Annotated in this window: 24 protein-coding genes; 13 read left to right on the top strand and 11 right to left on the bottom strand. The window is 67.7% G+C overall.

Annotated features, from left to right (window positions below; genetic code table 11):
- Window positions 1–11: 11 nt before the first annotated feature.
- From U9J39_RS20435 to U9J39_RS20445, 3 genes are all read left to right on the top strand, one after another.
- Window positions 12–398 (top strand): nuclear transport factor 2 family protein, encoded by a 387-nt coding sequence (locus tag U9J39_RS20435; RefSeq protein WP_115699735.1) that lies wholly within the window; start codon window positions 12–14, stop codon window positions 396–398.
- A gap of 13 nt (window positions 399–411) precedes the next feature.
- The gene (locus U9J39_RS20440; RefSeq protein WP_326347890.1) at window positions 412–1,047 is read left to right on the top strand and encodes a TetR/AcrR family transcriptional regulator; all 636 of its coding nucleotides are present in this window, start codon (window positions 412–414) and stop codon (window positions 1,045–1,047) included.
- Window positions 1,048–1,134: 87 nt separating this feature from the next.
- Window positions 1,135–1,350, top strand: coding sequence for a hypothetical protein (locus U9J39_RS20445; RefSeq protein ID WP_018005122.1), 216 nt, complete (start codon window positions 1,135–1,137; stop codon window positions 1,348–1,350).
- A gap of 66 nt (window positions 1,351–1,416) precedes the next feature.
- On the opposite strand, the gene U9J39_RS20450 is transcribed toward U9J39_RS20445, so the two are convergent.
- A complete protein-coding gene (locus tag U9J39_RS20450; protein WP_326347891.1) occupies window positions 1,417–1,896 on the bottom strand; it encodes an SRPBCC domain-containing protein in 480 nt (159 codons plus the stop codon).
- Window positions 1,897–2,197: 301 nt separating this feature from the next.
- Window positions 2,198–2,545 (bottom strand): hypothetical protein, encoded by a 348-nt coding sequence (locus tag U9J39_RS20455; protein WP_240987734.1) that lies wholly within the window; start codon window positions 2,543–2,545, stop codon window positions 2,198–2,200.
- On the opposite strand from U9J39_RS20455, the gene U9J39_RS20460 reads away from it, so the two are divergent.
- The 7 genes from U9J39_RS20460 to U9J39_RS20490 all read left to right on the top strand — a co-directional run bounded on the left by U9J39_RS20460 (window position 2,544) and on the right by U9J39_RS20490 (window position 11,223).
- Window positions 2,544–3,605 (top strand): hypothetical protein, encoded by a 1,062-nt coding sequence (locus U9J39_RS20460; protein ID WP_326347892.1) that lies wholly within the window; start codon window positions 2,544–2,546, stop codon window positions 3,603–3,605. The two genes, U9J39_RS20455 and U9J39_RS20460, sit on opposite strands and share 2 nt — an antisense overlap.
- A gap of 344 nt (window positions 3,606–3,949) precedes the next feature.
- Window positions 3,950–4,897 carry a hypothetical protein gene (locus U9J39_RS20465; protein ID WP_116313500.1) on the top strand — a complete coding sequence of 316 codons (948 nt, stop codon included), beginning with the start codon at window positions 3,950–3,952 and terminating at the stop codon, window positions 4,895–4,897.
- A 51-nt stretch (window positions 4,898–4,948) separates the two neighbouring features.
- The gene (locus U9J39_RS20470) at window positions 4,949–6,340 is read left to right on the top strand and encodes a hypothetical protein (RefSeq protein WP_115712369.1); all 1,392 of its coding nucleotides are present in this window, start codon (window positions 4,949–4,951) and stop codon (window positions 6,338–6,340) included.
- A gap of 19 nt (window positions 6,341–6,359) precedes the next feature.
- The gene (locus U9J39_RS20475) at window positions 6,360–8,408 is read left to right on the top strand and encodes an 8-amino-7-oxononanoate synthase (protein WP_326347893.1); all 2,049 of its coding nucleotides are present in this window, start codon (window positions 6,360–6,362) and stop codon (window positions 8,406–8,408) included.
- A 58-nt stretch (window positions 8,409–8,466) separates the two neighbouring features.
- The gene (locus U9J39_RS20480; RefSeq protein ID WP_326347894.1) at window positions 8,467–9,606 is read left to right on the top strand and encodes an aminotransferase class I/II-fold pyridoxal phosphate-dependent enzyme; all 1,140 of its coding nucleotides are present in this window, start codon (window positions 8,467–8,469) and stop codon (window positions 9,604–9,606) included.
- Window positions 9,584–10,393, top strand: a complete 810-nt coding sequence (locus U9J39_RS20485; RefSeq protein WP_326347895.1) for a hypothetical protein — start codon at window positions 9,584–9,586, stop codon at window positions 10,391–10,393. The genes U9J39_RS20480 and U9J39_RS20485 overlap by 23 nt, the downstream gene beginning before the upstream one ends.
- Entirely contained in the window at window positions 10,390–11,223 is an 834-nt protein-coding gene (locus tag U9J39_RS20490) for an amidohydrolase family protein (protein WP_115712375.1), read from the top strand. Before U9J39_RS20485 ends, U9J39_RS20490 begins: the two co-directional genes overlap by 4 nt.
- Here the strand turns inward: U9J39_RS20490 and U9J39_RS20495 are convergent.
- Complete coding sequence (locus U9J39_RS20495) at window positions 11,168–12,559, bottom strand: sigma 54-interacting transcriptional regulator (protein WP_326347896.1); 1,392 nt, start codon at window positions 12,557–12,559, stop codon at window positions 11,168–11,170. The two genes, U9J39_RS20490 and U9J39_RS20495, sit on opposite strands and share 56 nt — an antisense overlap.
- Window positions 12,560–12,924: 365 nt before the next feature.
- Window positions 12,925–13,809 (bottom strand): LysR family transcriptional regulator, encoded by an 885-nt coding sequence (locus U9J39_RS20500; protein ID WP_326347897.1) that lies wholly within the window; start codon window positions 13,807–13,809, stop codon window positions 12,925–12,927.
- Window positions 13,810–13,940: 131 nt separating this feature from the next.
- Here U9J39_RS20500 and argC point away from each other — a divergent pair, with 131 nt between their 5' ends.
- A complete protein-coding gene (gene argC, locus U9J39_RS20505; protein WP_326347917.1) occupies window positions 13,941–14,870 on the top strand; it encodes an N-acetyl-gamma-glutamyl-phosphate reductase in 930 nt (309 codons plus the stop codon).
- Between the two features lie 51 nt (window positions 14,871–14,921).
- Here argC and U9J39_RS20510 read toward each other — a convergent pair whose 3' ends face one another.
- From U9J39_RS20510 to U9J39_RS20525, 4 genes are all read right to left on the bottom strand, one after another.
- Entirely contained in the window at window positions 14,922–15,326 is a 405-nt protein-coding gene (locus U9J39_RS20510; RefSeq protein WP_115712382.1) for a RidA family protein, read from the bottom strand.
- Window positions 15,326–16,801 carry an aldehyde dehydrogenase family protein gene (locus U9J39_RS20515; protein WP_326347898.1) on the bottom strand — a complete coding sequence of 492 codons (1,476 nt, stop codon included), beginning with the start codon at window positions 16,799–16,801 and terminating at the stop codon, window positions 15,326–15,328. The genes U9J39_RS20510 and U9J39_RS20515 overlap by 1 nt, the downstream gene beginning before the upstream one ends.
- On the bottom strand, window positions 16,801–18,345 hold the full coding sequence (locus tag U9J39_RS20520; RefSeq protein WP_115712394.1) for an FAD-dependent monooxygenase: 1,545 nt from the start codon (window positions 18,343–18,345) through the stop codon (window positions 16,801–16,803). The genes U9J39_RS20515 and U9J39_RS20520 overlap by 1 nt, the downstream gene beginning before the upstream one ends.
- 79 nt (window positions 18,346–18,424) lie before the next feature.
- Window positions 18,425–19,210, bottom strand: a complete 786-nt coding sequence (locus U9J39_RS20525; RefSeq protein ID WP_326347899.1) for an aldolase — start codon at window positions 19,208–19,210, stop codon at window positions 18,425–18,427.
- 144 nt (window positions 19,211–19,354) lie between these two features.
- Between U9J39_RS20525 and U9J39_RS20530 the strand changes: the two genes are divergently transcribed.
- Window positions 19,355–20,071 (top strand): TetR/AcrR family transcriptional regulator C-terminal domain-containing protein, encoded by a 717-nt coding sequence (locus U9J39_RS20530; protein WP_326347900.1) that lies wholly within the window; start codon window positions 19,355–19,357, stop codon window positions 20,069–20,071.
- A 34-nt stretch (window positions 20,072–20,105) separates the two neighbouring features.
- Here U9J39_RS20530 and U9J39_RS20535 read toward each other — a convergent pair whose 3' ends face one another.
- Both U9J39_RS20535 and U9J39_RS20540 read right to left on the bottom strand, forming a co-directional pair.
- On the bottom strand, window positions 20,106–20,513 hold the full coding sequence (locus U9J39_RS20535; protein WP_326347901.1) for a UTRA domain-containing protein: 408 nt from the start codon (window positions 20,511–20,513) through the stop codon (window positions 20,106–20,108).
- Window positions 20,514–20,584: 71 nt separating this feature from the next.
- Window positions 20,585–21,571 (bottom strand): NAD-dependent epimerase/dehydratase family protein, encoded by a 987-nt coding sequence (locus U9J39_RS20540; protein ID WP_326347902.1) that lies wholly within the window; start codon window positions 21,569–21,571, stop codon window positions 20,585–20,587.
- A gap of 112 nt (window positions 21,572–21,683) precedes the next feature.
- On the opposite strand from U9J39_RS20540, the gene U9J39_RS20545 reads away from it, so the two are divergent.
- The gene (locus U9J39_RS20545; RefSeq protein ID WP_326347903.1) at window positions 21,684–22,580 is read left to right on the top strand and encodes a LysR family transcriptional regulator; all 897 of its coding nucleotides are present in this window, start codon (window positions 21,684–21,686) and stop codon (window positions 22,578–22,580) included.
- A 78-nt stretch (window positions 22,581–22,658) separates the two neighbouring features.
- Here U9J39_RS20545 and U9J39_RS20550 read toward each other — a convergent pair whose 3' ends face one another.
- Entirely contained in the window at window positions 22,659–23,018 is a 360-nt protein-coding gene (locus tag U9J39_RS20550; protein WP_326347904.1) for a hypothetical protein, read from the bottom strand.

A 23,018-nucleotide genomic window follows, 5' to 3' on the forward strand; every position in this document is an offset into this window, starting at 1 on the left:
CGGAGAATCCCATGCCCCAGTCTCCCGATAGCGCCGCGATGAAGGCGACGCTGCTCGCCTATGTCGAGCGCTTCAATGCCGGCGACGCCCAGGGCGTTGCCGCGCTTTACGCCGACGACGCCACCGTGGAAGATCCCGTCGGCGCGCAGCCCATCGTTGGCAAGCCCGCCATCCTCGCGTTCTACCAGCACGCCACCGCGCTGGGCGCGCGGCTGGAGGTGGTGGCGCCGCCGCGCGGCTCGCATGGCAATGCCGCCGCGCTGACCTTCGCCGTGCATGCGCGCCTGGAAGGGCGGCCGGCGCGCATCGACGTGACCGACATCATGAGCTTCGGCGACGACGGCCGCATCCGCAGCATGCGCGCCCACTGGGGCCCGGACGACGTCCATTTCGTGTAAGCGCGCCGCGCCGATGGCCCGCCACACCCGCGAGGATGCCGCCGTCACGCGCGCACGCATCCTCGCCAGCGCGCAGCAGCTGATCCGCCACCGCGGCCTGCACTGCGTCACCGTCGACGACGTGGCGCGTGCCATCGGCATGACGCGCGGCGCCGTCTACGGGCATTTCCGTTCCCGCGCCGAGCTGCTGGGCGCGCTGCTGTCCTGCGCCGAAGCCGACTTCGCCGCGCGGCTCGCGCCGCTGGCGCAGGGTGGTGCCGGCCCGGACGCATTGGCGCAGGCATTGCAGGCCTTGCTGCACGGCGACGAACTCGCGCGCCATGTCAGCCTGATTGCCGCGCTGCTGCAGCACAAGTGCGGCGAAGCGTGCGAACTGTGTCCGCTGCGCGAGCGCGTGCTGCGCGGCCTCGAGTCGCTGCGCGTCACGTTCGCGATGCTGTTGCCCACTCCGGACCTGGCCGGCCTGCTGGTGGCACACCTGTGGGGCCTGCTGGGCGCGCACGCCATGCATCTGGCGCCCGCAGGGCTATCCGGCAGCGCCGCCGCGCTGGCCCGGCTGTATCAAGGCGGGCCGGCGCTGTCCGGCGCGCGCGCTTCCTGTCGATCCCACGCCACTTCCGGCCCCGCGCTGATGCGGGATACCCCTTAGTCTGCTCGGACGAAGAGCTCCGGCGCGCCGCTGACTACGATGCTCTCAATAGCCCGGATAAAAGCAGGGCAAGCGGAGGAGACAGCGATGAAGCGGCTCGGGTTTCGTTGGGCGGCAGGCCTGGTCGGGGCTGGCGCTGCCATGGGCGTGGCCTGGGGGCTGGCGATGGATGCCGGCCAGGACGATCGGCCCACGGTGACACTGCACTCCGCCGAAGCCGTCCTGGAGCGCTGCGATGACGCCTGCGTGCGCAGCCGCGGCGCCGCGGCGCTGGTGGTGCTGAGCCAGCGCCCGCCGCAGTAACGCAGTGACGCTGTGAGTCCGACCCCGTGACCGGCCCGGGCTCCGGGCCGGCCACGCGCCGCCTGCTCAGTTGCGGCTGGCCTGCCGCTGGGCCTGCAGCGCTTCCGCGCGCGCCTTGACGTCGCGTGCCACCTGGTCGAAGCCCTGCTTCACCCAGGCACCGTGCTCGCGCATGATGGTCTCGGCATTCAGGCCCAGGAACAGGTCGGTGGTGAAGTAGCGGCTGCGTCCCGGGCCGATCGCTACCAGGTACTGGTCGCGCCGCGCGGCGTCCTTGTTGTCGTCGGTGGGGCGCTGCTCCCACGACAGCAGCCGCTCCGGTTCCCACGCTACCAGGTACTCGTTGACCGGGATCACCTGGTCGGTGCCGGGAATGCGCACCTGCATGTGCACCATGTCGCCGAGCCGCCCGGTGGTCTCCAGCCCGGGACAGAACGTGTTCCATTCGCCGTAGCGCGCAAAGTCGGTCAGTACCTCCCACACCAGCGCTGCCGGCGCCTCGATTTCTACCTGGATCGACGTCACCAGATTCTCGGCCTTGGCCATGTCTCCTCCTTCATCAAAGTCATTGGGAAGGGAAACACTAGAGCCACCCGCCGGCGCGCCGCATACCCCGAACGGACGAGTCCGGGTGGACGAAGGCGACGCCATCGCGCTGATGCAAATTGAGGCTGGCCCCGCGCTCGCGCTGTCCGGCGGCGGCGATGCGCGGCGGGGCCGCATTTCTCCATCTGCTGTGAGCTTGGGCCGGCCATCGGCGATGGCCGGCTTTTCTTTGGGGGCTCGCGGCGCACCGGTGGGCCCGCGCGCAGCGCCCGCAGCGTTTCATCCCGGACACATACCTCGGTCATCCTTCGAGCGGATTTTCCATTCCATTCCCGCCAACTAGATTGGGTTCATCGATGGCGCCTTCGCAGCCGTCGACCTTTACGACCGCAGAGTCCGAGGAAGGGGAGCCCATGAAAAACGCCCACATCAAGCTGGCCGCCGTGCCATTCGCCTGCCTTGTCATCACGCTCGCCGGCTGCGGCGGTGGCGGAGGGGGCGACTCCCCGTCTACCAGCGCCGCTGCGAGCCCGGGCACTTCAACGGGCACTTCAACGGGCACGTCGCCTGGCACTTCGACAGGCACGTCGCCAGGCACGACCACCGCGCCGACTACGCCCGCTCCGGCCGCGGCAACGACCAGTGCCATGCTGTCCGGCACCACCGACCCGGGACCCGAGATCGGCAAGGACGGGGACTACTACCTGAACACCGTGACGTGGATGATGTTCGGGCCCAAGGCCAATGGCGTGTGGCCCGCAGGGGTCTCGCTCGCGGGTCCGGGAGGCAATACCGGTGCGGCGGGGAGCACCATCCTGTCCGGCTCGGTCGATCCGACCGACAGCGTCGGCAACAACGGCGACTACTACATCAACACCTCGACCTCGACGCTGTTCGGCCCCAAGGCCAACGGCACGTGGCCGGCGGGCGTGCCGCTCGGCAGTGCCACCGGCACGCCGCCTCCCAGCGGCGGCACGGTGCTGTCGGGTACCGGCGCGCCGGCGAACAGCCTCGGCAACAATGGCGACTACTACCTCGACACCAGCACCTGGACGCTGTACGGGCCCAAGGCAGACGGTGTATGGCCGGCAGGGGTCTCGCTGGTCAGCCAGTCGGGCGGCAGCGGCGGCACCGGCGGCACCGGCGGCACCGGCGGCACCACGGTCGGCAATGGCGGCCATGTCCTCTACGGCAGCGGCGCACCGACCGACGACATCGGCGTGAACGGCGACTTCTACTTCGACACCACCACGTGGACGATGTACGGTCCCAAGCAGGACGGCAAGTGGCCGACGACGGGCGTGACCATGGCCAACGGCACCGTCTACAACGGCAACTTCAACGTGCCGGATACGCTCAGCCGCGGCCGCTATGCCATGACCGGCGCCGGCGGGGCGGTAGCGCTGCCGTCGGACTTCGGCGTCGTGATTCCCTACGATTGCACGCGCGTCACGCTTACGGCGAGCACGCTGGGCAAGGTGCAGGGCACGCTCGACATCTCGGTGCACAAGGTGAGCGGTTCCGGGGCTTCGGTGGTGCTCGCACAGGTCAGCGACCTGAGCTGCAAGATCACCAATGGCCTGCAGAACTGCAGCAAGGAGGCGCTGGCCGGGACGGTTACCCATGGCGACAAGCTGCAGGTGCAGGTCGACAACAACCAGGCTACCGATTGGGGTGGCCTTGCCGTGAACCTAGCCTGCATCAAGTAGGCGGGACCGGCGGCGGGGGCATGGACCCCTGCCGCCATCTTCTGCGCAGACAGCAGGCGGCGTGAAGCCGGTGAAGGCGTGGGCAGGTCACGCCGCGCCGGACGGGAGGGTCGCGCCGATCCTGCATTCCAGACTGCGCCCGGGCAGCGAAGCGCGCTTCGCCTGATCCCGCACCCCAGGCCGGCGCCGCGCGAAGCGCGGTTCGCCGCCGGCCGCCGGGGGCTTTCCCAATATCTTGCCTTTTCAGGGACTTAGACCTTCTGCGCGGGCTGGCACGGCGCGTGCACAAGGTGGTCACGCGAGTTCCGCTGCGGCTCGCCAACCTAACCTGAAAGGAGCTGCAAATGCACGATATCGGGACTTCCAGGCCGGGCGGTTGGGGCACCGGCTACAACGAGCTCGAACAGGAGCTGGCCTCGGAGCTGATGGAGGCAGGCGAGCTGGGCCAGGAACTCGGCGGCATGGCGACGGAGTTCGAAGGCGAATTCGAGGGCGAGGGGGAATTCGAGAACGAGTTCGAGCAAGAGGTCTCCGGCGAGATGCAGGAGATGGAACTGGCGGCCGAGCTGCTGGCCGTCAACAGCGAACAGGAAATGGAGCAGTTCCTGGGCGGCCTGGTGCGTTCGGTGGGGCGCGCCGCCAGCAGCTTTGCCAGGTCGTCGGCGGGCAAGGCGCTGGGCGGCATCCTGCGTTCGGCGGCCAAGGCGGCGTTGCCGGTGGTGGGCAGCGCGCTCGGCAACCTGGTGGTGCCCGGGGCGGGCGGCGCGATCGGCGGCAAGCTGGCCAGCATGGCCGGCAGCGCGCTCGGTCTGGAGCTCGAGGGCCTGAGCAACGAGGACCGCGAATTCGAGGTGGCGCGCCGCGTGGTCCGCATCGGCCAGCAGGCGACCCGCAATCTGCTGACCATGCCGCGCAACGTGCCGCCGTCGCGTGCCGCGCGCGCGGCGTTCCTGCAGGCTGCGCGCCAGGTGGCGCCGGGGCTGTTGCCCGCCATGCGCACGATTTCGCAGAACGGCGTGGCGGCGGCGCGGCAGATGGGCACGGCGCCGATCTTCGGGCCGGCGGCCAGCGGCGCTGCCGGGGCGCAGCCGGTGGCCAGCCTGGCCGCGGCGGTGCGCAGTCCGTATGCGGGCTACGCCAATGGCGGCGCGGGGTCGTGCCCGTCGTGCGGCAACGGAGCCGCGCAAGGCGGCCTGGCCGCGGCGGCGCTGCCGATGGGCGGGCAGTGGCGGCGTTCGCGCAACGGGCGCGCGCTGATCCTGTACCTGGCACCGCCTCGGCCGATGTTCTGAGCCGTCCCCATCCGCCTTCGACATTCGCGCTACGACCCCGAGGCTGCCGTCATGAACGCTTGTGCCAACGCCCTGCGGTTGCTGGAACAGGAGGTGCTCGGCATCCGCGCCCGCCTGGACGCGCAGCTGCCCTACGCGCTGCAGATGCCGATGGTCCCCGCCGCCAATATCAGCGACGAAGCCATGAGCGCCATCGAGCGCCATATGCAGGCGGCGCGGCACCAGCTGCGCCGGCGCATCGGGCGCTTCCTCGGCGCGCTGCGCGCCGCGCGGCCTGAACCCGCCGCGGTGGCGCGCGCACAGCAGCGCTACGCCATGCTCAAGCTGTATTTCCACGCCGCGCTCACGCATTTCGAGATCTTTGCCGAAGTGCTGACGCAACGCAGCCAGCATGGCACCGGCGTCTGGCTGGCGGGGCTGGACGTGGCCGCGCGCGACGGGCTGCGGCAGCCCGGCGTGGCGATCGACCTGCCGCAGGTGATCTGCTATGTCGAGCGCGGCCATGGCGGCGCGATCCGGCGGGCGCGGACGCGCCTGCCCGGTGGCGGCGCCAATCCGGTGGCGGTGATCCGCATGCCGCGCGAGCGCATGGTGGGCACCGGCCTGGCCGCGTCATTGTTCCACGAGGTGGGGCACCAGGCGGCCGCGCTGCTGGACCTGGCCAATGCGTACCGCCGTGCCGCCGCAGGCGGCCAGCGGACGCTGCGGCTGGTGTCTGGCGGCGCCGGTGCGATGCGGAGCGACAGGCCAGCGGCGACGGCGCCGCCGCAAGTCTGGCGCGCCTGGGAGCGCTGGATCAGCGAGATCGTCGCCGATCTGTGGGCGGTGTCGCGGGTGGGCATCACCGCCACGTGCGGGCTGATGAGCGTGGTGAGCCTGCCGCGCGCCTTCGTGCTGCGCATCAACCTCGACGACCCGCATCCGGCACCGTGGATCCGCGTCAAGCTGTCGGTGGCGATGGGCCGGGCGTTGTATCCGCATCCGCAGTGGGATGCGCTCGAGCAGGTGTGGGAACGGCTCTATCCGCGCTGGCAGATGAGCGCCGCGCAACGGCGCGCGTTCGCGCAGCTGGACCAGTCGATCCCGGCGTTCGTGACCAGGCTGCTCGCGTTGCGCGCGCCGCGGCTGGGCGGGCGCACGCTGGGCCAGGCGCTGCGGCTGCCCGGCCGCGATCCCGCCAACCTGTTGCGGCTGTGGCGCCTGGTGCGGTCGCGCCCGCACCAGTACCTGGCCGATACCCCGACGCTGGCGTTCGCGGTGCTGGGGCAGGCCCGCTACAGCGGCCTGCTCGCGCCAGACGTCGAGTTGCGCACCATCTCGGCCTTGCTGCAGCGCTGGGCACTGGCCGGCTATCTGCCCTGGAGCGCCGGCAGCGCGCAGCTGAGCGAGGCGCTCAACCAGCGACGGCAGCCGCTGCGCATGCCAGTCGCGGCCTACGCGTGATTTGCTGAAGGAGAACGTGATGAACACAAACACGGAGTCGGGTCGCGTGGAGTACGCGCTGGTGCCGATAGGCAATACCGACGGTGACTGGCACTATGACTTCACCAGGCTTACCGAGGGCCACAAATACCTGAAGCTGGCGGTCTACGCACGCGAAGGCGAGCCGCGCGAGATGGAGCAGCTGCGCCTGAAGCCCGGCACCGAGGCCAGGCTGGAGATCCGCGTCGGGCCTTCGGACGCCTGGAGCCAGAGGGAAGAGGGTCTGTCCGCGGCGCTCGGCGAGGTGGCGCGCACCATGCGCAAGCTGGCGGCGCTGGGCATTCCGGACGATATGCTGTTCGATGCTGCCGCGAAGCTGGGCGGCCGGCGCGAGGTCACTGTGCCGGGCCGGCTGAAGGCGCCGCCGTACCCTGACGCCGGCGAGGGCGCCGAACCGCAAGGCGACGAAGCGAGCGGCGCCGAGGTCGACCCCATCGGGGCGCGTTCCGGCCCGGTGGGAGTAAAGGACTACCACGAGCCGTCATTCAGCCTCAAGCGCACCTCGCGCGACCTGACGGGGGACTGGGCGCTGTGGCTGCTGATCAAGCGCAACGCGGACATGCTGAGCTGGGCGAACTACGCGCGCCAGGTGGACCTGCTGTTCTTTGGCACCAGCCCGCTCCCCGCCCGCGCCGGCGCACCCGCCGGCCCGGCGCTGTACGACGAAGCCGCGCGGCTGAGCCGGCGTCGTTTCCTGCCGTTCTCGGACACCGACGCCTACCGCGCGCTGAAGGTGGCCACCGAGGCCTTCGTGGTGACGTGGGGCGCCGTGGTGCCGTCCCCGCACGACAGCGGCGCCATCGCCAGGCTGCTGCGGACCGATGAAGCGGCGATCCGGCTGGCCAATGAACGGCTCGGCTTGCGGCTGGAGCTGGCACAGGTGGAGGACATCGCCAGCCAGTATTTCGGCAAGAACGGGTCGCCCACGCTGCCCTACCTGGAGCGCGTGGTGCAGGGCTTGCAGGGCACCGACGCGGGGCGCACCGTCGACAGCATGCGCGAGTCCTTCGCGCGGTCCGGCGCCACGGAACCCGCCATGCATCCCACCGAGCCGCTGTCGGAATCGCGCGAACTGGTGCCGCGCGACGACGGCCCGTGCGGCGACGGCTGCCTGTGGCTGCAGCACTGGAACAACGACATCTCGGCCAAGCTGAGCGCCCCGCCGCTGATCGAACTGATCTGGAGCTACTGGATGGAGGAGCTGCAGCTGGTGCAGACCATGAACGCCATCTCGCGCCGCTTCCAGAATCTGTCCGGCGGGCCCAGGGACCCGCTCAACCAGCTCGAGCTGGATCCGCTGCGGCCGGTGAGCAACATCATCTGGGGCTGGGTACAGGATGAGCAGCACCGGCTGCCGATCGAGCGGCGTGCGGCCGAGTATCTGCACGAGTATGGCTTCCGCCTGTTCGGGCGCGCGGTGCCACGCATCCAGCCGGCCGACAGCCGCAGCAAGTTCCTGGGCGCGTTCCATACGCTGCTGAACCTGTGCGTGCCGTTCTTCCGGCAGGCGGACGATACCACCGTGGTGCCGGATGGCTTCCCGCTGCTGAACGCACTGCGCGAGGTGCACCTGATCCTGTCCGAGGGCGCGCATAACCAGTTCGGCGACCTGCCGACCACCTCGCGCATCGAGATGATGATGCAGCAGTGGATCCTGGCGCGGCCGGAGTTCCGCGAGTTCCTGCCGCGGCGCTCGATGATCGCGTATCCGGAGCCGTGGATGCACTCGGTGGAAAGCATGCGCAAGCTGCAGGGGTGGGGCGACACCAACACCTACCAGTTCTGGCAGCTGGCCACCACGGGCGAACAGATCGTGTCGTCGATCCGCTGGAGCGACTGGAATTCGGTCACGGATCCGTCCAACGCGGCGAACTGGGCGGCGTATTTCCGCCCCGAGATCCAGACCTATATCCACTCGTACCGGGCCGTCACCGGCGTCGACATCGGTGCCGAGCCGGTCGACGTGCAGGTGCCGGGCATGCACCTGCTGCGCCGGCTGCAAGAGCACCGAGGTGCGCAGGTGGCCTGAGCGTGGCAGGCGGGAACGGCAGTGACAGCGATGCAGGCGAGAGGAGAGGCAGGCGGCCATGATCGATTTCGCGTCGGCGCTCTACCTGGGCATGTCGCATCCCGCCGCGCAACTGGGCAGCTATGCGGCGCTCACGACCGGCACGCCTGCCGCGCTGGCCGTGTCGCCGCTGGCCGGCACGCTGGCGGCGCAGGCGGCGGCGCTGCAGGGTTGCGAGGCGGGCCTGGCCGGGCCGTCGACGCTGCACCTGTCGCTGGACCTGTTCGACCGGCTCGGGCGCACGCATGCACTGGTAGCGGATGACACCCTCTATCCGGTGATGCGCTGGGGGCTCGAGCGGGTGCGCGGGCTCGGCGCCCCGGTCACGCTGTTCCGCCATGCCGACCTGGCCGACCTGGCGCGGCGCTTGCGCCAGGGCACCGGCACCCGTCCGCCCGCGGTGGTGACCGACGGCACGCGCCGCGAAGGTGCCCCGGTGGCGCTGCGCCGCTATCTGGCGCTGGTGCGCGAGCGTGGCGGTCTGGTGGTGGTCGACCACACGCAGCTGCTGGGCCTGGCCGGCGCGCAACCCGGGCCGGGACGTCCGTGGGGCAGCGGTGGTGGCGGGCTGCTGCGCTACGCGGGCCTGGCGCCCGCCGAGCCGGTGCTGCTGCTGGCATCGTGGGCCAAGGCCTTCGGCGCGCCGCTGGCCACGCTGTGTGGCCCCGCCGCGCTGGTGGGCGAGATCGCCCGCGACGGCCCGACCCAGGCCCATTGCAGCGCTGCTTCGCAGGCCGCGCTGCTGGCCGGCCTGAACGCGCTGGCGCGCAACGGTTGCGACGGCGACGCGCTGCGCGCGGCGTTGCTGGAGCGCGTGCGGCGCCTGCGGCGGGGTTTGCGCTGGCTGGCGCAGCACCGCTTGCCGGACCTGCAGGTCAGCGTGCCGCTGCACCCCATGCAGCAGCTGCGGCTGGGCTCTGCCGGGCGCACGCGCGCGCTGCACGCGGGGCTGCGCGCCGCGGGCTTCCGCACGGCGTTGCTGCGGCAGGCCGAAGGGCGCTGCGCCGTGGCGGTGGTGGTGCGTGCCAGCCATGCACCGCAAGAGATTGACGGCCTGCTGCAGGCGCTTGCCTTGCTGGCGGGCCAGCCGGCCGTGCCGCGCGGGTGGGCGCCGCCGGCCTATCGGGAGAGATTCCATGTTCAAGACTGCGGAAGGTGAAACACTGGAACTGGCGCCGTGGCGCATGCGCCGGCTGCTGCGGCTGCTGGCGGAGGTGCGCCGCTATCCGGCCGGCACGCCGCCGCAGGCACTGCTGACCGACCTGCGCCAGCTGGTGGCCCGCGCACGGCGCATCGGCACGCCTTCGCGCCGCGGTACGGCGCGGTATGAGAGCCGGCTGGACAGCGGCGGCGCGTGCTGCCGCGCCTGCCTGCTGGCCCGGCAGCAGGCGGGGCGGCTGTCGCTGGTGGGGCTCAGCCTGGACCGGTGGCGCGCGCCGGCGAGCCGCTACGAGAGCGAGCCAGCGCTTGCGGAACTGGCATTCGAGTCCCAGCCCAAATCCGCCAACGTGACGCTGCAATGGCGGCGCTGGCCGAGCCTGGACGCCGCCGCGCGCGCCACGCGCGGCGGCGGCGTCTACCTGTTCCAGCGCGGTGCGACGCCGGTCTATGTCGGCACGGCGGCCAGCCTGCCGGCACGGCTGGGCGTGCATGGCTGGTACCACGCGCGCCAGGGCAGCGCGCGCGCCGGCGCCGCGTGCACTTGCGCGCCGCCGCTGACGGTATGGACGGCCAACGTGGCCAGCGCCGGCGAGCGCGCGGCGGTCGAGCACGCGATCGTGCGCACGCTTGCCAACAAGGGCTTCGCGCTGGCCAATGACAAGCTGCGCGGCACGGTCACCGTCGGCAGCGGCCTGTCGATCCGCAACCTGGTCCCGGCCGGCATCCTCGGCGCCGGCAATGACCTGCAGTACGGGCCCGGCCAGCGCTTCGAGCTGTCGCGATGATCGTCGATTTCCATGTCCATGCCGGGCAGGGCGACGGCATGACGGGCCCGTGGGACACCACCGCGCCGCTGGCCGATTATGTCCGGCGCGCACGGCAGGCCGGCATCGCGCATGCGGTGCTGCTGCCCGTGTTCCAGTCGGACTACCTGCGCGGCAACCGCGACGTGGCGGCGCTGGCGCGCGCCGATCCCGGGCGCTTTACCGGCTTTGCCATGATCCATGCCGAACGTGACCGGCACCGCGTCCATCGCATGATCGAGGAAGCCGTGCTGCGGCTGGGCCTGCGCGGCATCAAGGTGCATCGGCACGATGCCCCGATCCACCGGCAGGTCTGCGATGCCGCGCGCCACTGGCGGCTGCCGGTGCTGTACGACCCCGGCGGCGAGACCGGCGCGCTGCGCCTGCTGGCCCAGACCCATCCCGAGGTGGCGTTCGTGTTCGCGCACCTGGGCAGCTTTGCCGACGACTGGGCGGCGCAGCGGCAAGTGGTGGACCTGATCGCACGCTATCCCAACCTGTTTGCCGATACCTCGGGCGTGCGGCGCTTCGACGTGCTGGAGGAAGCGTTCCGGCGCGCCGGCCCCGGCAAGCTGCTGTTCGGTTCGGATGGACCGTGGCTGCACCCTGGCCTGGAGCTGGCCAAGCTGCGTGCCCTGCGTCCCACGCCCGACGCATTTGCGCGCATGGCCGGTGGCAATGCCTTGCGCCTGCTGGCGCGGGTAGCGTTGCCGCCGCAAACGCCGATCCGAAACAGCGCGCGCATCGGCCAGCGCTTCACGCCGACGGCGCGGGCCGCACCTGTCGCCGCAACTGCAGCGCCCGCGGCGTGACCTGCAGCAACTCCGCCGCGCGGCTGGTGCAGCCGTGGCGGCTCTCGGCCACCTGCACCGCCATGGACTCGGCGATCTGGCCGATATGCTTGAGGCCGAGCCCGGCATCGAGTGCGCCCTCGATGGCATGCCGCAGCGCTTCCGGCCACGGATTGACGATGTCCGTCGCGAGCCCGTTGCGCAGCTGCGGCACGGGGCCGTCGAGCCCGCCGGTGCTGATCACCTGGAAGCCGCGCTGGCGCTCGGCCAGGCGCGACACCACATTGCGCAGTTCGCGCACATTGCCCTGGTAGTCGCGCATCACCAGGTAATGCATGACCTCCGGCATCACCAGCGGCAGGCCTGGCCCGGTTCCGGCCAGGCTTTCTGCAAGGAAATGCCGCACCAGCAGCGGGATATCCTCGCGACGCTCGGCCAGCGAGGGCGCGCGCACGGTCCACTGGGTAATGCGGAAGTACAGGTCGCTGCGAAACCGGCCGGCCTGCACCTCGGTCTCGAGGTCGCGGTTGGTCGCGCACGTCAGCCGGAAATCCGACTTGCGCCAGGTGTCCTCGCCCACGCGCTTGTACATGCGCTCCTGGATCACGCGCAGCAGGCGTGCCTGCAGCGGAAGCTGGAGCTCTCCCACTTCATCCAGGAACAGCGTACCGCCATCGGCCATCGCCACCGCACCATCGCGTGCCGAGACGGCGTGGGTGAAGGCGCCCTTGGCATGGCCGAACAGTTCGCTGCCCGACAGCTCCGGGCTGAGCGTGGTGCAATCCACCACCACGAACGGCGCGCGATGGCGCTCCGGATCGAGATCGTGGATCAGCCGTGCCAGCAGCTCCTTGCCGCAACCGCTTTCGCCCAGCAGCAGGCAGGTGCCGCGGCCATAGCGGCCCACCTGCGCCACTGCGCGCAGGGTGGCGCGCCAGGCCGGCGAATCCCCGACGGCGCGCTCGCGCAACCACGGTGCGTCCAGCACCGCTTCGATCTCGGCCAGGCGGCACAGCCGCGCGGCCAGTTCGGTCAGCAGCGCGTCCTGATCGGGCGCGCAGACCAGATCGCAGAGCGCCGCCGGCCACCATGCCTCCGGAATGCAATGGCAGCGGGTGGCGGCGGTGCAGCCGGCGATAAAGGCGTCGGCGCGCGGCTCGGCGCGCAGCCAGCGCTGCGCCGCCTCGGTGACGCGATTGCCGTCCGCCACCACCAGCACCGCCAGCATGCCGCGCGCGTTGTCGTTCAGCGGCACCTGGTCGGGCAGCCCATGCTCGCGCAGATCGCGCTCGAGCCTGGCACGATCGTCGTGATACAGCACTACGCGCATCTTGCCCCCGCACGAAAAGGAGATCATCGGCAGGGGCTGCGGGGCGGGCGTGCTATCTGCGCACGCCATGCGCTGCGGCGCTGCCGGCCTGGATCAGGCGGCGGGCAGGGGGTGTCGGTAGCGATGAGGCCGTCGGCGGCGTGACGCCGCGGACGCGTCGGAGAGGATAGTCAGGCCGGGGCAGGCCTGTGCGTGCAGCCAGTGGCCGGAGCATCGCCTGCCTGCGAGGGAAACCTGAATTGGCCGCATGGAAGCCCCCCTTAGTTTTTGTCTCAGAATACTAGTCAGCGCCAGCGGGGCAGGCAATATGAAGTTAATTTAAGACTGAGATGCTGCGGCGTTACTGGCGGGCGGAGAGGTGGGAACACCGGCGTTTGTTCCGGGTGCAACGCCTACGGCAACCGCAAGGCCCACAACACGTCCAGTACGTGTTGCGTGGAGCGCTCAAGGTAACCCGCACGACAGGCAATACCGAGCCGTCGCCACAACGCCGGCCGCAGCGGACGCATGACAATGCGGCTGTCGGGCAATGGCGTAGTGGCCTCATGCGGCAACAGCGCTGCGCCATAACCTGCCGCTACCAGGCTCTTGATCGCGTCGTTGTAGTTCAGTTGAATGCGGGGCGCGGGATGGTGCCCGGCGGTTGCGAACCACTCCGTAGTCAGGCGCGACAGGCGCGTGGTCGCGTCATTGAGGATGAGCGGTTGGGCGGCCAGCCATTCCGGGGTAACGCGGGCCGGGCACCGCCAGTGCGCCGGCACAAAGGCCATCACCGGGTCGCGGCGCCAGGGCTTTATCGCCAGTCCGGCCACCGGGGGCTGAGGCAGCGCGACCACTCCGATATCGAGCGTTCCATCCACCAGCCGGGACAGGGTTTCTTCCGAAGTATGCACGGCAATCTGGATGTCGATGGCGGGATGGTGCTCGCGCAGGGCCTCGAGCGCTTGCGGCAGCAGGTGCGCGATCACGCCGGTGGACGCGCCCAGGCGCGCACGCCCTTCGAGCCCGTCTACCTGGCGCTGGATATCGTCCAGTGCCTGCTCCGCGTCGGCCAGCAGCCGGCGCGCGCGTTCCACCAGCAGCGCGCCGATCGGCGTCGGCCCCACATGGCCGCGCTTGCGCAACAGCAGCGGCGCCCCGATGCGGTGTTCGAGTTCGGCGATGTGGAGGCTGACCGTGGGCGGCGCCAGGTGCAAGGCGCGCGCCGCCTCGGCAAAGGAACCCCGCTCGGTCACGGCGACCAGGGTGCGCAAGCGGTCCAGGCTGATCTCTCGCATGACGAAGTCCGGATTCAGGAAAACTGAATGTTTGCTTTACGAAATTCAACTTTCTCTATTCTAGTCGCCCGCGCAACATAGTGGCTCGGTTTTACCTGTTCAACCCCCACAGTCAGCGGAGACATCCAGCTATGAGCTCTCCCGTAGTTTTCATCGACGGCGACCAAGGCACCACCGGGCTGCAAATCCACGAGCGGCTGCGCAACCGCACCGACATCCGGCTGTTCACACTTCCCGCAGCGGAGCGCAAGGATGCGCGGCGCCGCGCGGAAGCCATCAACGCCTGCGACATCGCCATCCTTTGTTTGCCGGACGCCGCTGCGCGCGGGGCCGTGGGCGCGATCGTCAATCCTGCCGTGCGCGTGATCGACGCCAGCTCCGCCCATCGCACACAGCCGGACTGGACTTACGGTTTTCCGGAAATGGCGCCGGGGCAGTCCGAGCAGATTGCGAATGCATCCCGGGTCACCAATCCCGGCTGCTATCCGACCGGTGCCGTCGGCCTGCTGCGTCCGCTGGTGCAGGCCGGGCTGATACCGGCCGATTACCCGGTCAGCATTCACGCGGTATCCGGGTATTCCGGACGCGGCCGTGCCGGCGTGGCGGAATATGAGGGGCCGGGCGCTGCCAACGCGCCTGCATACCAGGTCTATGGCCTGGAACTCGCGCACAAGCACGCGCCCGAGATCCGGCAGCACGCCTGCCTTGCGCAGCGTCCCATTTTCGTCCCGGCGTACGGATCGTTCCGCCAGGGCATCGTGCTGACGGTGCCGCTGGCATTGCGGCAGCTGGCACCTGGCGTGGACGGCGCCACGTTACACGCCTGCCTCGCGCGCCACTATGCCGCGGCCACGCACGTACGGGTCTTGCCGCTGCACGAATCGGCCGCCCTGACACACCTGGATCCGCAAGCGCTGAATGGTACGAACGACATGCACTTGAGCGTATTCCACCACGTTGAAAACGGGCATGTGCTGCTGTCCGCGGTGTTCGATAACCTTGGCAAGGGCGCATCCGGAGCCGCGGTGCAGAACCTGGACCTGATGCTCATGCGGCAATAGTGGCCGGTGGGGCGGAGCCAGCGTTCGGTGCTGGACGCCCCCGTAACCTGGTCAGGCCGTTGCAACCACTTGCACCTCGACAAGGAAGCCAGGCGCGAAAAGCGTCTGGACCCCGACGACGGTACTCGTGGGCGGAACCGACCCTGGCGGCCGTGCCGATGCGAGCGCGGCAACCAGTTCACCGGCGGTATCGGGCGAATAGTCGACCAGGTAGATCACCTCGTTCACGATCCTTTCCCGCGAAGACCCTGCGGCCTGGAGCACGAGATCGATGTTGGCATAGGCCCGGTGAAACTGCTCGATCATCGTGCCTTCGACCAGGGCACCGCTCTCATCCCATGACAGCTGGCCCGAGGTATAGATCAGGCCTGCCGGCTCCACGATGATCGCGTGGGAGATCACGCTCTCAAGCTGCGGAAGCCCCGGCGGGTTGATCCTGCGTACGCTGTTTCCCATCAACTCAACTCCTCTTGTACCTTGTCGCCCCGGATGTTGACGACTTGAATCTGGGTAAACTCCAGAAGGCCTTCGCCGCCAAGCTCTACGCCGAAGCCGGACTGCTTTGCGCCCGCCTGCGGAATATGCGGTGCCAGATCGAGATGCTGGTTGATCCAGACGCTGCCGCATACCAGTCGCTCCGCCACCTCCCGGGCCCGGCTCACGTCCGAGGACCACACCGACGCGCCGAGTCCGTATTCGCTGGCATTGGCGCGCCGGATGGCGTCGTCGAGATCGGTGTAGCGAATGAGCGGAAGCACCGGGCCAAACTGCTCCTCGTCGACCAGTCGGGCACCTTCCCCGATGTCAGCGACAATGGTCGGACGGATGAAGTAGCCTTCGCTATCGTCAATCTGGCCGCCAGTTACAATCCGTCCCTTCGTAGCGGCGTCCGCCAGAATGCCCTTGACCTTTTCATACTGGGCACGATTCTGGAGGGGCCCCATGGTCGTCCGGCTGTCCGATCCGTCGCCAACCGTGACGCCTGTGGCAAGGCTGACCAGCTCGGCGCAAAGCTCGTCGTAGATGGATGCGTGGATGTACAGGCGCTTGATGGCAATGCACGCCTGACCTGCATTGAAGAACGCAGCACGGAAAATGCCCTGCGCGATGTCTGCGGGAACGGCGTCATCCAGCACGATGGCCGGGTCGTTTCCGCCCAGCTCGAGGGTGACACGCTTCAGCGTCTTCGCCGCATTGGCCATCACCGAGTACCCGGTTGCCGTGGACCCGGTAAACGACACCTTCGCGACATCCGGATGCGAGGTCAGGATGCTGCCCAGATCGTTGCTGTCGGTAATCACATTGAGAACGCCGGCCGGAACGATGGAGGCAACCAGCCGGGCGAACATCAGTGTCGTCAGCGGGGTTGTCGCGGCGGGCTTGATCACGACAGTGTTACCGGTCAGGAGCGCGCCAGGAACCTTGAAGGCCATCAGCAGCAACGGGAAATTCCAGGGCACGATGACCGCGACCACGCCCAGCGGCCGTCGATGCAGTTCGACCTGGCGGACCCCGCTGTGCTCGAGGAGAACCGGCGCCAGTTCGGCCTCGGCGACATGCCGGAAGAACGTGGCTGTGCCCTGGACTTCCATCATCGCATCGGCAATGGGTTTGCCCTGTTCCTGCGTGAGCAGCCATGCAAGCCGGCCGGCATTCGCGTCGACGGCGTCGGCAATATCCCGCAGCACACTGCGCCGGTGCGCCAGATCGCTGCGCGACCACTTCTCCAGCGCTGCTTTGGCGCTGGCTATGGCCTGCTCGACCTGTTGGGCCGAGGCGCGCGGCGCGACAGCGAAGGCCATGCCGGTGGCCGGATTCACTACGTCCATGGTGGTGGCGCCCTTGACCAGGGCGCCGTCGACAAGCATACAGTCGGGCAAGACTGTTGATCCGCCGTCGGCCTTGAGCGCTTGCGTCGAGTACGGGTTCATCAGTGGACCTCCGCTGTGATCGAGGCTGCCGAGGCTGGTGCAAACGTTGCGCTGCCTGCCCTGGCTAACCCGGCTTTCAGTGCCGCGGTCTCATGGTCCTCGCTGGCCCAGGCAAGATATCCATCCGGACGCACCAGCATGGCGGTGAGACCGGCCCAGGGGGCGGGCGCATCGGCTGTCAACGCAGTGAAATGCACGTCGACGCAAGAGCTGGCGTGGCGACCAAGGTCATCGCCGCTGAGCGGGCTGGAACATGCCGTATTGGCTCGCAGATCCAGCATGACATAGCGCCCGTTGTGAAGCTTCTGGAAGACCCCCTCGCCGGAGCGCTGGAACATCAGGTTTGGAACACGCTGTCCGACGAGAGCATGAGCCGGCTCGGCGGACGGGTAGGCAACCGACAGGCCAGTCAGCCGCTTGACCAGGCTCATCTCGAGCGCCGGGTTCTCCAGGATCAGCTTCTGGAGCAATGAACGCAGATCCCGGCATTCATTGGTGAACACACTCATCAGGAGCGTCTGCGCCTGGGTGTGCTCAAGCAGGTTCTGACCGACCGGATGGCGTTCGGCGTGGTAGCTGTCGAGCAGGCCCGCCGGGGCCCAGCCATGGATCGTCGCGGCGAGTTTCCAGCCGAGGTTCATGGCGTCCTGGATGCCGACGTTCAGGCCGACGCCGCCGGCCGGCATATGCTGGTGCGCAGCGTCGCCGGCCAGCAGGATGCGTCCCTTGCGGTAAGCCTCGGCTTGCCGGGCGGTATTGCTGTAGCGCGACAGCCACGAAGGACTGTGCATGCCATAGTCAGTCCCCATGATCGCGACAGTTTTTGCCCGCAGTTCATCGAGCGTGAACTCGCCGGGACGATCCGTCCGGACGTCATCGGGCGAGATACCGACAAGCCGATGACGCCCTCCCGGCAGCTTGACTACCGCAATCGCGCCGGCGGACGTCCATTTGTTGATGGCAACGTCGTCGGGCGGGGCGTCCAGAATGACGTCGCCCAACCATCCATAGACGGTGGCATCGGTACCGGGGAAGGGAATCCCGGCGCAGTTCCGTACCGTGCTTCGCACGCCATCGCAGCCGACGAGGTACTCCGTGTCCACGGAATAGGGCCCACCTGGACCTTGCACCGCGACGGCGACCGCCGAGTCGGTTTCCGCAAATGACTGGACTTTGTGCCCGCGTCGGATCTCGGCGCCGAGATCGCGTGCGCGCTGTTGCAGCAACTCGGTTGTCCGCGCTTGAAGAATCGCCAGGGTAAAGGGGTACGGCGACTCGAGCGGACGGAAATTGAGCCGGTAATCCAGAAGCCCGAAATGTCCGGCAGGGATTGCAACTCCCTCATCGAGAAACGCCTTTTCCACGCCTCGCGATGCGAAGGTCTCGATCGTGCGTGGGTGCACAGTCAAAGCCCGCGACTGAGGATCGATCGATTCGCTTTGCTCCAGCACTAGTGTCGAGATTCCGGCGAGTTGCAATTCTCCCGCCAGCCAGCACCCTACCGGACCAGCACCGGCAATGACGACTTGATATTTGGTAAGCATTTTCTACTCCCGAAGGTATTGGTTTCTGGGTCGGTCGTTGTCGGTGGCAATTTCCGACGTGTTTCGACATGACGGCTAGTCAGGAAGCCCGGCCAGCCCATGGCGTTGGCAAACCGGCGCGGAGCGCCCGTCGGCCGAACATGGCAAAGCTCGCCCGGACGATTTCCGGGCGCAGCAGAAAGTCATGGGATTCCCTTGCAAGGCCAGGATCCAGTTCGGCAATCGAGCCGGTCGACTCAGCCAACAGTTGCAGCTGCGCAGCGTTCTCGATCAGCATCGACAGATAAGCCGACTCCTCGATGGAGCCGGTGGCGCAGAGAAAACCGTGATGCGCAAGCAGCACGCTTCGGTTTTTTCCGAGTGCCGTGGCAATGATCTCGCCTTCGCTGTCGGCGATCGGCAGTCCTGGCCATTCGGCGAGAAAGCCGCAGTCATCGGCAAACGGCGTGGCATCCATGTGGGCCACGCGCAAGCGCCGCCCGGTCATGGACAGGGCCGATACGTATGGCGGATGGGTATGGATGATGCAATTGACGTCTGGACGGGCGCGGTATATCCACAGGTGAAAGCGGATCGCCGGATTGGCGGCGCCGCTGCCCTGGATGACGTTGATCGATTCGTCGATGCGAAGGATCTGGCTGGTGTCTACCTCGTCGAAACCCACTGCCAGTGGCGTTGTCAGGAACGTGTCGTCGGCGCTTCTCACCGTAATTTGTCCCGCGAGTGTGCGCGAGTGTCCTTCCAGCGCCAGCATGCGGCATGCAAGCGCGATCTTCTCCTCCTCCGTCCAGGTGCCGGGTTGAAGGCCGCCGGCCAACCGTCTGATCTGATCCTCCGTGAAGCTCTTCCGGTCCTCATGCGTCATCTGTTGCCTCCTTTGGTTTTCCTGCCATCCCTCGCTCGGCGGCGCACGTCTGTCCGGCGTGCCTAAGCGGGATCAAACCTAACGATGTTAGATAATCGCGATCGATGGTACACTAACGGTGTTAGATTGCAAACACGGATTGGAATGAAAGCTCCAAAGATTCAACGTGACCAGGTCATTCAAGCTGCCTTGGACCTTTTGGATCAGGAGGGTCTTGATGGCTTGACGCTGCGCAAGCTGGCGCTGGCCCTCGACATACAGGCCCCTTCGCTCTATTGGCATTTCAGCGGGAAACAAGAACTTATTGATGCCGTGGCGGACGCACTGGTCATCAATGTTGTCCTGCCCCAGGGCCCGGATCAGCCGTGGGACAGCCGGCTCAGGCAAATTGCTGCCGCGCTGCGGCAGGCGCTACTGCAGCGCCGTGATGGTGCCCGCGTCTTTGCGGGCACCTATGTCGTGTCGGACAACGTGCTGCGCATCAACGAGTCGATGCTGGAAGCATTCGCGCTGGCCGGCGTCGATGTGGGCCGTGCCTCGACGTATTCGTTCAGCGTTCTCTACTACATCCTGGGCTTTGTGATGGAAGAACAGGCACTCGGCCCCCACAGCGCGTTCGATGTCGCTTCACGCAAGACTGCCTTCGAAGAGTTGGCGCAGCGCAGCTATCCGAGGAATATGGCGGCCCGGGAGGCCATCTTCTCCACCGATTTCGACGCACGGTTCAGTACGGGGCTGGAACTGATCATCGCAGGCGTCAAGCAGCAGGCCGGCGAGCCCCCGAGCAAGGCTGCTCCATCCCTGAATGCAGGCAAGAGCGTCACCAGTCCGGCAAGAAGACGTTCTGAACGTCGCGGATAATGGAAGCCTGGCGCGCCCGATTCGCTTATAAAAATCATCCCGCCGTGCGCTTCAGGCGAGTCGTAACGGAGAACGTTTCTGCGGGATGGATGGTCACCGATACCTCGAACGTTTCCCCCGCTTCGTCGATATAGCGGCGCACGATCTTCAGCACAGGCGATCCCAACTCCAGCCCCAACGCATGGCCGATGCGCGTGTCCTGCAGCGTCGAAGCTCGTACGTCCTGCTCGATCTCGGCGATCGGTCGACCGTGGCGTGACTCGATCAAGGAGCTGACCAGCACGTCCGGCATGCCGCGCACGATCCGCCCGATATCCGCATAGCCGGCTGCGGTGCTCCGTGCGATCGGCAAGCGACAGCGCAAGAGGCAGGTAAGAGGGCTGAGATCTCGATATTGGCGGCAACTGTGACTGCCATTGGCGGAAATAGCGCTCTGCAACATTTGCGTCCCTGCTTCCCCACGGTGGAGCGTCCACGATCTGATTTTCCCTCACCCTAAGGCGCATTCGTGCTTTATGGGTTCTGTCCATCAGCTTCAGGCCGTCGCAGTGGAGCGCGATTCCCAGGAACCGCCGCCAGCGTCTGGCGGATGCCTTGCGCATATGGCGTCTTGTGGATCGGGCCGATCAGCTGGTGCAGCGCCGAGTCGTCCAGGATCAGCGGCTCGGTCAACAGGTAGTGCATCTCCACCATCTCGCGCATGAAGGGGTTGAACAGGCCAATGAGCCGCAGCATCGTCTTGCCCGCCACGCGCAGCCTGAGCTTCGCGCCGGTCTGGCGCTCCATTTCGGTTACCAGGTCGCGCTGGGTCGTCGTACCGGCACCCCCGAGGTGCCAGATCTTGCCGAAAGCGGCGGGTGTATCGGCAAGCCGCGCGACCACCGGGCCGACATCCGGCACGAACACGAACTCGTGCGGGCGGTCGATCGGGCCGACCATGTCGGCGGTGCCGCCATGCACCGCTGCCTGTGCGGCGCGATGCAGCAGGCTGGCCTCCACGCCGGGGCCGTAGAAGTCCGGCAGGCGCAACACGGTCGCGCGGATGTGGCCGTCGGCATGGGCCTGCATCAGCAGGTCCTCCTGGGCCTTGCGCATGCGGCCTTTAAAAGTGTGCGGTTCGCGGGGATGGCTTTCGCGTACCGGGTTGGATCCCGCCCGTCCGTAGGGATACACGGTACCAATCAGGATCAACTGTCTGACGCCGGCGGCCACCGCCCCATCGAGAGTCTGGCGCATCAGCTTCGGGTGCAAGTCGAACTGCCAGTAGTCCACGCCGACCATGTAGATCAGCGTGTCCACGCCGTCCGCTGCGGCGCGCACCGAGGCCGGCGAATCCGGATTCCAGGTAACGATTTCGGCCAATGGGTCGGCGCCGAAGGCCTCGCGCAGGCTGGCGTCATTGCGGCCGACGACGCGGTAGGCGCGGCCTTGGCTGCGCAAAGCCGAGGCGATGCTTTGGCCAATGACGCCGGCGGCGCCGAACAATGCGATCCTGGACATGGTGGATCCCTTTGGGTTGGGCGAACGGGTTGCGAATCACTGCAGTGTGCGCACGGACAGTGAAAAAGAAAATTGCGTAGAATCCGCTAGGAGCTAAACAAATTTGCATACCATGGCCGACAGCGAACCGAATTGGGAGTGGTACCGCAGCTTTCTCCAGGTGATGGAGACTGGCTCGCTATCCGCGGCGGGGCGGGCGTTGGGCCTGACGCAACCGACTGTAGGGCGGCACATTGACAACCTCGAGGCGGCTCTCGCGCTGACGCTCTTTACCCGATCCTTTGATGGCTTCGCGCCCACGGACGCCGCGCTGGAACTGAGGCCCTATGCCGCCGGTATCGCTGCCACGGCGGCCGCCCTGCGCCGGGCGGCAAGTGGCCATGGAGCCGGCGTGCGAGGCACGGTCCGCGTGACGGCCAGCGAGGTCATCGGCGTCGAAGTGCTGCCGCCGATCCTGGCCGCGCTGCATGGCGAGCATCCGGAACTGGTGATCGAGCTGGTGTTGTCGAACCGGGCCGACGATCTGCTGCATCGCGAGGCGGACATTGCGGTACGCATGTTCCAGCCGGTGCAGCAGGCACTGGTGGCCAAGCGCGTCGGCAGGATCGAGCTCGGTCTGCATGCCCATAAGCGTTACCTTGCGGCCCGGGGCGTTCCCAGGTCGATGGAGGCATTGTCCGGCCACGCGCTGATCGGCTTCGATCACGAGAACGCCTATATTCGCCGGTTCCAGGAAAAGGTCCCTCAGTTTTCGCGAGACCGCTTCGCCTTCCGGGCCGACAGCGACCTGGCTCAACTGGCGGCTATCCGCGCGGGCCTGGGCATCGGTGTGTGCCAGTCAGCGTTGGCCGCGCGGGACAGCCAGCTGGTGCGGGTTCTCCACCGCCAGTTTTCGCTGACGATGGACACCTGGATTGCCATGCATGAAGACCTGCGGGCAAGCGCGCGCTGCGCCGTGACCTTCGCGGCACTGGCGGCAGGGTTGTCCGCTTATAGCAAGAGCGCGTAGCTCCAATGGCGCTAATCAGGTTAGCCCTGGCGCTGCCGACGCGTGAATGTCGAATTGGTCCCCGATCCGTTTGGGATGCTAGTGGCGGCTGGCGACGGCGGCGTTGATTCGCGCTGCCTCGGCGCGTGCGTCGGGCACGCCGATCACCAGGCGGGCCCAGTCATTCCGGGCAAGTTCGATCACGATGGTCTGGAGCTTGCGCGAGGTGTAGACGAACTGCTTGTCGCCGCCGTTGATAAAGGTGCCGGCGGCGATCAGGCCCGGGAAGTAGGTGCCTGGAAGGCGCAGGCCTAGCGCTCTGCCATCGAAGCCATTGTCTTCGGTAGCGCCGCGAACCTGCGCCAGCGGCACGCGAAAGCCACGGCGCAGCGACCAGATCGATTCCCACGGTGTCAAACGGACAACAAGTTCGCGGTTGGTTAATTCAAGGCGAGGCAT

The organism is Cupriavidus sp. SS-3 (assembly GCF_035818815.1).
In the GTDB taxonomy this organism is placed as follows: Bacteria; Pseudomonadota; Gammaproteobacteria; order Burkholderiales; family Burkholderiaceae; genus Cupriavidus; species Cupriavidus taiwanensis_C.

Excerpts from the sequence above, each read along its gene's own strand:
- U9J39_RS20490 (WP_115712375.1), top strand. The coding sequence starts at position 10,390 with ATGATCGTCGATTTCCATGTCCATGCCGGGCAGGGCGACGGCATGACG.
- U9J39_RS20475 (WP_326347893.1), top strand. The coding sequence starts at position 6,360 with ATGAACACAAACACGGAGTCGGGTCGCGTGGAGTACGCGCTGGTGCCG.
- U9J39_RS20435 (WP_115699735.1), top strand. The coding sequence starts at position 12 with ATGCCCCAGTCTCCCGATAGCGCCGCGATGAAGGCGACGCTGCTCGCC.
- argC (WP_326347917.1), top strand. The coding sequence starts at position 13,941 with ATGAGCTCTCCCGTAGTTTTCATCGACGGCGACCAAGGCACCACCGGG.
- U9J39_RS20520 (WP_115712394.1), bottom strand. The coding sequence starts at position 18,345 with ATGCTTACCAAATATCAAGTCGTCATTGCCGGTGCTGGTCCGGTAGGG.
- U9J39_RS20455 (WP_240987734.1), bottom strand. The coding sequence starts at position 2,545 with ATGGCACTGGTCGTTGCCGCGGCCGGAGCGGGCGTAGTCGGCGCGGTG.
- U9J39_RS20460 (WP_326347892.1), top strand. The coding sequence starts at position 2,544 with ATGCTGTCCGGCACCACCGACCCGGGACCCGAGATCGGCAAGGACGGG.
- U9J39_RS20540 (WP_326347902.1), bottom strand. The coding sequence starts at position 21,571 with ATGTCCAGGATCGCATTGTTCGGCGCCGCCGGCGTCATTGGCCAAAGC.
- U9J39_RS20525 (WP_326347899.1), bottom strand. The coding sequence starts at position 19,210 with ATGACGCATGAGGACCGGAAGAGCTTCACGGAGGATCAGATCAGACGG.
- U9J39_RS20495 (WP_326347896.1), bottom strand. The coding sequence starts at position 12,559 with ATGATCTCCTTTTCGTGCGGGGGCAAGATGCGCGTAGTGCTGTATCAC.
- U9J39_RS20450 (WP_326347891.1), bottom strand. The coding sequence starts at position 1,896 with ATGGCCAAGGCCGAGAATCTGGTGACGTCGATCCAGGTAGAAATCGAG.
- U9J39_RS20440 (WP_326347890.1), top strand. The coding sequence starts at position 412 with ATGGCCCGCCACACCCGCGAGGATGCCGCCGTCACGCGCGCACGCATC.
- U9J39_RS20545 (WP_326347903.1), top strand. The coding sequence starts at position 21,684 with ATGGCCGACAGCGAACCGAATTGGGAGTGGTACCGCAGCTTTCTCCAG.
- U9J39_RS20445 (WP_018005122.1), top strand. The coding sequence starts at position 1,135 with ATGAAGCGGCTCGGGTTTCGTTGGGCGGCAGGCCTGGTCGGGGCTGGC.
- U9J39_RS20515 (WP_326347898.1), bottom strand. The coding sequence starts at position 16,801 with ATGAACCCGTACTCGACGCAAGCGCTCAAGGCCGACGGCGGATCAACA.
- U9J39_RS20510 (WP_115712382.1), bottom strand. The coding sequence starts at position 15,326 with ATGGGAAACAGCGTACGCAGGATCAACCCGCCGGGGCTTCCGCAGCTT.
- U9J39_RS20470 (WP_115712369.1), top strand. The coding sequence starts at position 4,949 with ATGAACGCTTGTGCCAACGCCCTGCGGTTGCTGGAACAGGAGGTGCTC.
- U9J39_RS20480 (WP_326347894.1), top strand. The coding sequence starts at position 8,467 with ATGATCGATTTCGCGTCGGCGCTCTACCTGGGCATGTCGCATCCCGCC.
- U9J39_RS20465 (WP_116313500.1), top strand. The coding sequence starts at position 3,950 with ATGCACGATATCGGGACTTCCAGGCCGGGCGGTTGGGGCACCGGCTAC.
- U9J39_RS20530 (WP_326347900.1), top strand. The coding sequence starts at position 19,355 with ATGAAAGCTCCAAAGATTCAACGTGACCAGGTCATTCAAGCTGCCTTG.
- U9J39_RS20550 (WP_326347904.1), bottom strand. The coding sequence starts at position 23,018 with ATGCCTCGCCTTGAATTAACCAACCGCGAACTTGTTGTCCGTTTGACA.
- U9J39_RS20485 (WP_326347895.1), top strand. The coding sequence starts at position 9,584 with ATGTTCAAGACTGCGGAAGGTGAAACACTGGAACTGGCGCCGTGGCGC.
- U9J39_RS20500 (WP_326347897.1), bottom strand. The coding sequence starts at position 13,809 with ATGCGAGAGATCAGCCTGGACCGCTTGCGCACCCTGGTCGCCGTGACC.
- U9J39_RS20535 (WP_326347901.1), bottom strand. The coding sequence starts at position 20,513 with ATGTTGCAGAGCGCTATTTCCGCCAATGGCAGTCACAGTTGCCGCCAA.